Source organism: Corynebacterium sp. HMSC034B08 (assembly GCF_001835805.1).
Taxonomy (GTDB): Bacteria; Actinomycetota; Actinomycetes; order Mycobacteriales; family Mycobacteriaceae; genus Corynebacterium; species Corynebacterium coyleae.
In genome coordinates, this window is the sequence record NZ_KV825933.1 from 104,181 (window position 1) to 113,574 (window position 9,394).

General features: G+C 60.2%; 9 protein-coding genes and 1 pseudogene. 6 read left to right on the forward strand and 4 right to left on the reverse strand.

Features of this window, described 5'->3' with window-relative positions; translation table 11 throughout:
* The 3 genes and pseudogenes from HMPREF2656_RS03560 to HMPREF2656_RS03570 all read right to left on the reverse strand — a co-directional run.
* A pseudogene (locus tag HMPREF2656_RS03560) lies at positions 1-2,270 on the reverse strand (hypothetical protein); the annotation flags it as partial.
* Positions 2,271-2,536: 266 nt separating this feature from the next.
* A complete protein-coding gene (gene crtI, locus HMPREF2656_RS03565; RefSeq protein ID WP_070815870.1) occupies positions 2,537-4,069 on the reverse strand; it encodes a phytoene desaturase family protein in 1,533 nt (510 codons plus the stop codon).
* Positions 4,066-4,872 (reverse strand): phytoene/squalene synthase family protein, encoded by an 807-nt coding sequence (locus tag HMPREF2656_RS03570; RefSeq protein ID WP_070815919.1) that lies wholly within the window; start codon positions 4,870-4,872, stop codon positions 4,066-4,068. The genes crtI and HMPREF2656_RS03570 overlap by 4 nt, the downstream gene beginning before the upstream one ends.
* Positions 4,873-5,443: 571 nt before the next feature.
* On the opposite strand from HMPREF2656_RS03570, the gene HMPREF2656_RS03575 reads away from it, so the two are divergent.
* From HMPREF2656_RS03575 to HMPREF2656_RS03600, 6 genes are all read left to right on the forward strand, one after another.
* Positions 5,444-5,632: a helix-turn-helix domain-containing protein gene (locus HMPREF2656_RS03575; protein ID WP_070815871.1), complete on the forward strand. Its 189-nt coding sequence runs from the start codon at positions 5,444-5,446 to the stop codon at positions 5,630-5,632.
* 3 nt (positions 5,633-5,635) lie between these two features.
* Entirely contained in the window at positions 5,636-6,205 is a 570-nt protein-coding gene (locus HMPREF2656_RS03580) for a hypothetical protein (RefSeq protein WP_070815872.1), read from the forward strand.
* 225 nt (positions 6,206-6,430) lie between these two features.
* Positions 6,431-7,891 carry a DNA primase family protein gene (locus HMPREF2656_RS03585; RefSeq protein ID WP_070815873.1) on the forward strand — a complete coding sequence of 487 codons (1,461 nt, stop codon included), beginning with the start codon at positions 6,431-6,433 and terminating at the stop codon, positions 7,889-7,891.
* Positions 7,892-8,122: 231 nt separating this feature from the next.
* The gene (locus tag HMPREF2656_RS03590; protein WP_070815874.1) at positions 8,123-8,341 is read left to right on the forward strand and encodes a hypothetical protein; all 219 of its coding nucleotides are present in this window, start codon (positions 8,123-8,125) and stop codon (positions 8,339-8,341) included.
* Between the two features lie 2 nt (positions 8,342-8,343).
* On the forward strand, positions 8,344-8,904 hold the full coding sequence (locus HMPREF2656_RS03595; RefSeq protein WP_070815875.1) for a winged helix-turn-helix domain-containing protein: 561 nt from the start codon (positions 8,344-8,346) through the stop codon (positions 8,902-8,904).
* Positions 8,904-9,131 (forward strand): hypothetical protein, encoded by a 228-nt coding sequence (locus tag HMPREF2656_RS03600; RefSeq protein ID WP_246825110.1) that lies wholly within the window; start codon positions 8,904-8,906, stop codon positions 9,129-9,131. The genes HMPREF2656_RS03595 and HMPREF2656_RS03600 overlap by 1 nt, the downstream gene beginning before the upstream one ends.
* Before the next feature lie 57 nt (positions 9,132-9,188).
* On the opposite strand, the gene HMPREF2656_RS13005 is transcribed toward HMPREF2656_RS03600, so the two are convergent.
* Positions 9,189-9,394 (reverse strand): hypothetical protein (locus tag HMPREF2656_RS13005; protein ID WP_168167531.1); only part of this gene is annotated, 206 nt, incomplete at its 5' end.

Consider the following 9,394-nt stretch of genomic DNA (forward strand, 5'->3'; position numbering starts at 1 on the left):
TGGGAGACGATCTCCTTGGTCAGATCGGTGTTGTCAGTGTCGTAATCGATCGTGACGGTCTTTCCCTCCTCAATGAGGCGGGAGACGTTGTCCACGGAAACGTTCGTACCGTTCTCGATCTTCAGGTTGAAGGTGTGGGTCTTGCCGTCCTTGTCAACGGCCTTGATCACAACATCGCCGGTTGCGTCCTTCTTCGGGGTGACAACCCAGAAGTCGCCGCGCTTCTCGATCTTCTCAATCTTGTCAGCGCCCTCAACGATCTCCGGCTTCTGCTCCACATCCTTGACCTCGAGGATGTAGGAGTTCAGGTTACCGATGACGCGGGTGTAGGTGGAACCACCAGTGGTGGTGTCGATCAGGAAGATGTAGTTGTTCTCAGCGCCGGTCGGCTTGCCGTTGACCTTCTCAAAGACAGAGACCTTGACCTTGATCTCGCCCTGCTCCAGGCCATCAACAACCTTCAGCTTGTACTGGTTGGAGGAACCCTCAACCTTCACCAGCTCGCCCGGGCCGTCAACCTTGTAGTCCCAGCCAGCCGGGACGGTGATGGTCTGGTCGATGTTGGAGACACCCACGTTGAAGAAGTGGTTGTTCACGGTGACGTCGTTGACGGTGACCTTCTCGGTCTTCTCGTTGACGATGTTGACCGTGTACTCGTGGCGGTTGCCTTCGCTGTCGGTAATGACGAAGCGAACGGTGCCCTTGCCCTCACGCTTCGGCACGATCTCGATGACGTACTTGCCGTTGCGCTCAACCTTGCGGATATCAACGAGGCCGTTGGAGTCGTCGATAATCTCGAGCTTCCAGTCACCGAGCTTGTCAACGTCGATGATCTGCGTCTTGTCGGTGCCCTCGAAAGCGAAGGCGTAGGTGAAGTGGCGGGTGTAGCGCTCAACAGTGGAGGTGCGCTCAACCGTCTTGTAGTTCTTGTTCACCACGGTGGTCTCAACAACCTTGGTGGACGGCGCAGCGGTCACCGTCTGCGTCTCGGTGCGCGGGGCACCGCTCCGCTTCACGGTCTCGACGACGGTAGTGGCCGGCTTGGTGACGGTCACCGTCTCGGTTGCACCCTCGACGGTGTCAGTTGCGCGGGCCGTGGTGGTCTCGGTGACAGTCACCGGCTCAACCTGCTCAACGGTGACGGTCTTCTGCGGAGCGGTCACCGTCTCGGTTTCGACCTTGGTCGGCAGCGTGGTCTTCGCGGTTGCGGTGACCACATCCGGACGACGGGTGGAGGTAACCGTGAGCTCCTCCGGCGTCTCAGTCACGGTCTTCTCGACGATCGGCTGGATGTACTGCGTCTCCGTTGTAGTACCGGCCACCGTCTTGGTCGTGGTCGCATTACCCGGACGAACAGTCTTGGTCTTGGTCTCGGTGACGGTCGGCTGCACCGTCTTGGTCACGGTCTTCGTCTCCTGCGGAGAAACGGTCTTGGTAACCGTCTCGCGGATCACGTCCGGCTTGTAGTTGTCCAGACCCGGCTGCGCGACGATGAGGATGCGCTGCTTCGTCGGGTCGCGGAGAACATCCTGGTAGATGTTGTAGTTCAGCGGGACGAGGACGGTGACGTACTCGCCCTCGTTCACCTTCAGCGAGTTGAACTTCTTGGTGTTCTTCGCCAGGTAGAAATCCGACTGACCCACCGTCGCGGTGGCGGTGCGGCGGATGCTGAAGCCGGTCCAGCTCTCAAACTCTGCGGCGGTCAGCTTCGGCGGGTTGTTGGACCAGCCGAAACCATACGCAGCCCAGCGCGGCTTAATGTCGCCAGTAATGTAACCACGGATCTGGTCGAGCACGTCCTGGTTGTTCGACACCAGTGCCTGCATGGCCAGGGCCTTCTTACGGACCTCTTCGTGGCGGCCAGCGTAGTAATCATCCAGCATCAACTTGGTCAGGCTGATCGAAGCCTTCTCAATGTCCGGGTGGATATCAAAGCTGCCGCCCGAAACAAGGTTGAAGCCGTAAAGACCGGAAACACCGTCGAGCTTGCGGACCTCGTACTGGGTATCCAGGCTCGGACCCGGCAGCGCAGCGTCGATGCACCAGCCCGGACCGTACTGGGTCTGGAGCATGTCCATACGGCCCTTGAGCTTGGCACCCTTGTTGTACTGCAGTGCAGCCTTGTTAGCGTCGCTCGGCAGCGCGGAGTATTCGCTAGTTACTCGCTCGTCAGCGTCAGCGGTCGGAGCTACGACCGTTACGCCACCAAAAGCCACCGTGGCGGAAACCAGGGTGGCCAGGACGCGCTTCTTCAGATGTGCGTTCTTCAACGGCTTCATTCCTTACAACTCGGAGGAGATATTCGAAGCAGCCTTGAGATCACCTGAACACGGATCTCCAAACTGATAACTACATATTTAAGCGCAATATCGGCTTGGAGAATAGTCCGAAACCCCCTACAGAAAGCCAAAACGCCAGATCAACACCAAAAACTTAGAAACCTGACCCTCTGAACTGGACGTTTAGACAGTACTCAGGAAGAAAACTACAAGGTGATTTTCACCACAATCCGAGCAATTGTTCAACAAATCCCATTTCAGGCGCTGAGAGGGCCTGGGCTTTTGTCGCCGCGCAGGCGCTTCAGCACATTTTCAGCGGAAATCAAGCACATCGGCACGCCCACCCCAGGAACGGTCGTGGCTCCGGCGTAGTACAGCGCTCCCAGCTTCTTCGAAGCATTCGCGCCGCGCAAAAACGCCGACTGCTTCAGCGTGTGCGCCGGCCCGATCGCCCCACCCGACCACGCGTGGTAGCGGTCGCGGAAGTCTGCAGGACCGAGTGTTTGCTTAACGACGACCCTCTCGCCCAGGCCCTCAACCCCACACCACTTCTCGATCTGTGCAATGGCAGCGTTGGCAATCAGGTCCACCTGCGGGGAGGCCCCATCGCGGTACATGTTGCCGTGGCCGATCGTCTCCTCAGCGGCGACGGGCACGAGTACGAACAGGTTCTCGTCGCCTTCGGGCGCCACGCCGGGGTCGGTCGCGCTCGGCTTGGACACGTAGATCGACTGCGACGCCCCCAACGGCCGCGCCGCCGGTTTGCCCTCGAAGACGGTGGCGAAGTCATCGTCCCAGTCCTCGCTGAACAACAGGTTATGGTGGGCCAACTCGGGGATCTCACCCTTCACGCCCAGCATGACCAGCACGGTGCCCAGGCCCGGATCGCGGCGGGAGAACCACCCCTCGTCGTAAGTGCGCAGCTTCGGCGGGAGCAGCCGGGTTTCGGTGTGGTGCAGGTCGGCACACGAGATTGTGAGGTCGGCGGGGATGAGTGTATCGTCGATAAGCGAAATGCCCGTGGCGCGCCCACCGCTGTACGTGATGGAAGCGACGTCCGCGTTGAAGCGGAACTTCACGCCCTGCTCGAGCGCCAGCTCGTAGAGCGCATCCATCACCGCCGCGAACCCACCCTGCGGATACAGCACGCCCTGGGTGAGGTCCGTGTGGCTCATCAGGTGGTACATCGACGGCGTGCGCGCGGGATGCGACGACAAAAACACCGCAGGGTACGTCAGCATCTGGCGCAGGCGCGTGTCCTTGAACTGGCCTGCGACGAAGCGATCCAGCGGCTCGACCAGGTAGCGCAGCAACTTGCCGTACTGGCCGCGGATCTTGGCAAAGGGCTTCAGCGTGGAAAAGGTGGTGTAGAGGAAGTAGCGCAGCGCCAAGTCGTAAGTTTCGGCGGCGCGGTCGAGGTAACTGGCCAGTTGGGCGCCGGCGCCGGGCTCGATGCTGTTGAAAAGCCGGATCGCGTTGTCGCGGCCCGACTCCACGTCGATCGGGTCGTGGTTCTCGGGGAAGAGCCGGTATGCGGGCGTGAGCGGCTTGAGATCCAGCACGTCCTCGGTGCGCTTGCCAAAGAGTGCGAAGAAGTGGTCAAAGGCGTCCGGCATGAGGTACCAGCTCGGGCCGGTGTCGAAACGGAAACCTTGGACGGTTTCGTTGCCGGCGCGGCCGCCATGCGAGCCGAGGCGCTCGACCACCGTGACCTCGTAACCCTCCCGCGCCAGCAGCGCCGAGGTAGCCAAACCGGCAGCACCCGCGCCGATCACCACCGCAGTTGTCATAGCCCTGTCCTCGCAATCGCCTTCGCCGTCAGCGCAACCTTGCGGCGCTGCGGCACACTGATGCGCTGCTGGGTCAACTGCGCGGCCGGGGTGCGCTCCGCGATCTCCGTGAGTTCACGAAACAGCGCCTCCGCGGCCGCCACTCCCCCACGCACCCCGCGGGGCAGCAACGGGATCGTCTCTAAGGCCTGGTCAAGTTCGGTGTGGATGGTGGTGGTGATGGCGTGCTTGGTGTCGTCGTCAAGCATGCGCCCAAAGTACGCCCGCCCGAGACTGTCCTGATCCTCCCCGAAATCGCGCAGGAAGTTGATGCGCTGGAACGCCGCACCAAGCGCGCGGGCGCCACGCTGAAGTTTCTCGGGATGGGGTGTCTGGCGCTCTGGGAAGAAAATGTCCAAACACATCAAGCCAATCACCTCGGCCGACCCATATATATAGGTCTCCAACTCCGCCGGGGAAAAAGCGTGCGGGTTGAGGTCCGCGCGCATCGACGCGAAAAACGCCTCGAGGTGCTCCGCGTTGAGGCGACAACGCCGATACGTATTCGCCCACGCGTGCAACACCGGATCCGTGTGAAAGCGCTGGTTAGGGGCCTGGAGGACCTGCTCCTCGTAGGCGTTAAGCAGGGTCTCGGGGTCTGCGTTGGCCTGCTGCGCGGCACCGTCGACGATCTCATCTGCGATACGCACCACCGCGTAGAAATTACGAATATCGCGCCGCACCCCCGGTGCCAACACCTTCGTAGCCAACGAAAAACTCGTCGAATACTGCGCAATCACCTGAGCAGCCGCACGATCCGCCATCGTGTCGTAACGGGAAAGGTAAGAGTTCACGCAGGCGCTTTCTATTTGCAGACTTTTCCGGGAGCTTACCGCGCAGCAACCGCTGCCTGGGCCCCTGGTGACCACCAACGCCAAAGGCCAGGTCCCCGGGAGGACCTGGCCTTTGTGTTCCTGTGGAGCATAGGAGGACTGAATATATTCCCCCTTTCGGGGCTGGTCACGCTATGTTTTGCCGAATTTTCCGGTTAGGCATTCCCTTAACTTTCCCCTAACGCGAGAATTCCCCCAAGCCTTCCCCTTGCCGAACTCGGCACAGTTGGCCGCTGCCTGAACCGTGGGAAGTGTGCCCCGCGTAGGTTGTCTACAGCGGACACGTTAGCACTACAGCGGTCGCATGGGGTTGCATTAGGACTTTCAAAAGCGTATGCTGACCCACGTGGCAGAAATCTGCCAATAGCCAATCAAGGCCCGGACTGGAAAACACCAGTTCAGGGCCTTTTTTCATGCCCAAAAATTCGGGCGCGAGTAAGCCACCGGCTCGCAAACACGACATGCCCACAACGGGCTAACCCCTCCACGGAGAGAAAACACCATGTCGAAAGCGACACTGCGGACGTACCGCACGATCAAGCAGGAAGCCGAGCGCACGGGGCTATCAGAGCGCACCCTGCGCCGCTATATCGCAACAGGACGGCTACGGGCCTACAAAGCAGGCAAGACACTGCGCATCGACCCCGCCGACACCGACCAAATTTTTACCGCCACGGACAACTGGGACTAACCAATGACTACAACGACGAAGCCCCCGGCAAACACCGAGGGCCACAAGCAAAATCAAGTTACCACGACGCGCGCATTCGCGGACAGCACCGCGACTGGCCTGCTCATGGCCGCGCTGACCTCAAACACCGCCGCCGACATACTCAACCTCGATCAGGGGCTTCTCGCCGGTGACTGGCCAACGAAACAACACCACTCAATTTGGCAAGCGATTGTGTCCCAGGCCCAAAAGCTCGCCAACGACGGACATGCGGACACCGTAGTAAGCGCCGAGCTGGTTTACACCGAACTGCGCCGCAAGGGACTGCTCGACTTCCACGTTCAGGGCCTTCTAAGCGACGCGCTCGGCACTGTGCGCGGTGGGCACCGCCTGCCCCCGACAGCCGCCGCCGAATACGCCCATGCACTAAAGCGGCAACGACTGGCCACCGTGTGCGCTATTGCGCGCGATATGTTCGCCGCCGCCGCTAGCGGGTCAGACCAGGACGTGCGCCGTGCGCTCGCATACGTAGAAAACCTACGTGCCAAAGCCGTAAGAGCGGGGGTGGACCTCAATGCGCCCTACTTCACCTAGACGGCAGGAAAATCTGCCCAACCCGTCACGACCGCGTGGCGGGTTTTCTTATGCCCAATTGCAGGCACAGCAGATCACCGCCGCAGCCGCGACCAGGGCAAACCAAGCCCGGCGCGAACGTGTCGCGGAAATGGCCAACGGGCAACGACCCGCCTTCGACCATGCGGCATTTACAGCCCGGAAGCACCAGGAGCACCGCCGCCGCGAAGCAGCCGCCCGCCTGCCGTGGTGACTAACAGCAACAAGATAACTAGCACCCGCCAAAACCAGGCGGAGGAAGGCAAGACAATGACAATCAACCCGACACCGTGGCCGCACCACGCACGCCCTTTAGACACCGCGCAACGGTTGATCGAAGAAGTGTTTAGCGACCAATTGGGCCAACCCACTCTTGGCTGGTGGCGTGAATCGTGGTGGCGCTATTCGGGCACGCATTGGCAGGAAACCCCCGAGGAACTGGACGTGCGCGAACATATCTGGCGCGCACTACAGGGCGCAACGATGGAGCAGGGCAACGGCATAGAGCCGATACCGTGGAACCCAACAACGGCCCGCGTATCCAACCTGATCGAACCGCTACGCATCGCAAGTCTCCGGCTCGGCGCGCAACCCATACCAACGTGGCTACCGCGCTACGACGACGACCCGGACCCGCGCCGGGTGGTACCGCTGCGAAACGGGCTGTTTGCCCTGGATACCGGCGAACTACTGCCACACACACCGCGCTACGTACAAACGTGGTCACTGCCGTTCGATTACGACCAAAACGCGGACTGCCCTATCTGGCTGGAATTCCTGGCCGACACCTTCGCGCACGATCCACGCGGCCAGCAAGCCCTACAGGAATTCGCTGGCTACCTCATTAGTGGCCAAACCCACCTGCACAAAGCGCTAATGCTGTTAGGACCCAAGCGTGGCGGCAAGGGCACAATATCGCGGGTACTACAGCGTCTACAGGGCACCGACAACACGGTGGGCACGTCCTTTTCGGACCTATCGAACGACTTTGGTTTAGCCGAGCTAATCGGAAAGCCCCTAGCCGTAATCGAGGACGCGCGAGGTGCGGATAACCCACGCAAGAGCAACCGCGCGCTGGAACGCCTTTTGAACGTGATAGGCGAAGATAGGGTAAGCGCGAACCGCAAGAATCGCCCCTATTGGGATGGAAAACTGCCAACTCGGTTTGTACTGGTATCCAATGAGACACCACGGTTTAACGACCCTTCCGGCGCGATTACCAGCCGTTTCGTGGCAATCAAGCTAAATCACACGGTGCCCGACAGTAAGCGCGACCCAGGCTTAGGGGTCAAACTCGCAACCGAACTGCCCGGCATCTTCGCATGGGCGTTGGAAGGTCTACGCCGCTTAGAAGAAGAGGGCCAGTTCACCACCCCGGATACCCAGAGCGACGTACTGGAAGTCATGGAAGCGTTGGCATCGCCGCTGGCGGAATTCTTTGAGGAAACCAGCTACCGCATCACCAACAATCACGCCAACTACGTCGAAGCCACCCGCCTATTCCAGGACTACCGCAAGCACACCGCCGAGAATGGCGGCACGCCCGCATCTCGCAACGTGTTTTTACAACGGCTACTCGATCACTACCCCGGAGTGACGCAGAAAAATACCAAGGCGGACGGGGTGAGAAAGACGAGATGGATATTCGGCGTGACTGACCAAGCCTAAAAACCGTGTTCCCCTTGTTCCTGACTGTTTCCGCAGGTCAGAGGGCATAAACCAGGAACAAGACCATGTTCCCCCGTGTTCCCCATGTTCCAACCGCCCGGCCCCAGGAACAAACCGGAACACGCAGGAACAAGAAAATGTTCCGGAAAAACCTGCCCTGACCTGCAAGAACAGCCAGGAACACACGGAACACGCAAAATTCAGCCCCACACCACAGAAAAGGAACCCACAGTGGCCAACAAAACCGTAAAAGCCCAATTACACACACCGGACAGACACAAGTTCGTGAACCTGCCCGTCCGAATCGACAGCGACCGCTTTATCACGGTCCGTATCGGCAACAGCGGGCAAACCGTCTCGCTCAAACCAGACGAAGCACGGAAACTTGCCGATACATTGCACGACAGAGTAGACCGCATTGACCTGCAAAACCGACACAAAGGAAAGTAGATATGCCAACCAACCGAATCACCGACGACCAAAAGGCCCGCATCGAAGAATTACGCAAGGACGGCTGGACCCTGCGCGAAATCTCCCACGAAACGGGCGTAAGCGTGGCCACGTGCTCCCGCCACCTGAACCGCCGGGGAATCGTGGGAGACACCAGCCGCACCGTAGAAGCCGCCCGCGCAAGGTTCGAAGCCGCGCAAACAGCCCGCTACGACTTAATCTGTGACTTATTCGACGACCTCGAAAACCTACGGACCAGGCTCAACGAGCCGTACGACGAATGGCTCAACAGCCCAGACGGCCCCATAAAAGTAACCCTGCCCGAGCCACCGCTAAGCGAATGCGCCCGAATAACGGAGGTCATGCGCCGGACCGTCGCCGAAATCAGCCGCCTAGAAGCCGAATTCCTAGAAAACAACGAACTGGATAGCGCCAAGAGCTTTCTACAAAACCTACAGGCCAGCCTTGAAGCCGCCGTCGCCCTCGCTGGACCAGACAACGACCCGCTCAACTACGACAGCGACTACAGCGTCGAAACAGACCCGGAGCAGCAGGTAAAATGATGCTCGTGACCGTGTTCGACGACTACCTGGCAGGCAAGGCAACAGCCGAGCAGGTCAAGGCCGAAGTGGCGCGCCAGCGGCAAGGAATGGCCAAGCCGCAGGCACCGTACAACCAACCTGACCTATCGGATCAAAAGTGGACCCCGCCGTCCATCTTTGAGCAAGTCACCATTGCGCAAGCAACCGGCCAGATCAGCCGAGAAGAAGCGGACCACCTACTCGCCTAACAGGAACGGGAAAAGGGGCCACCGGCAATCGCCAGCGGCCCCTACAGCAAGCGCGGGCTATACGAACGCGCTGCCGTTCAACTGCAACGGTTCAGGCGTGCCGGGCACGTCCACGAGCGCCGCAGCATCGCCTTCCCATCGGTACGCGGAACGCAGCGCGTACCGCTCGCAAAGGCGCGTGAGTTCAGCAAGACCGAGCGCACCGCCAACCCGGCGCGCGAACGCGCGCGGATCGGTAGCAGACGGGGCAACGCCCGAGTGGT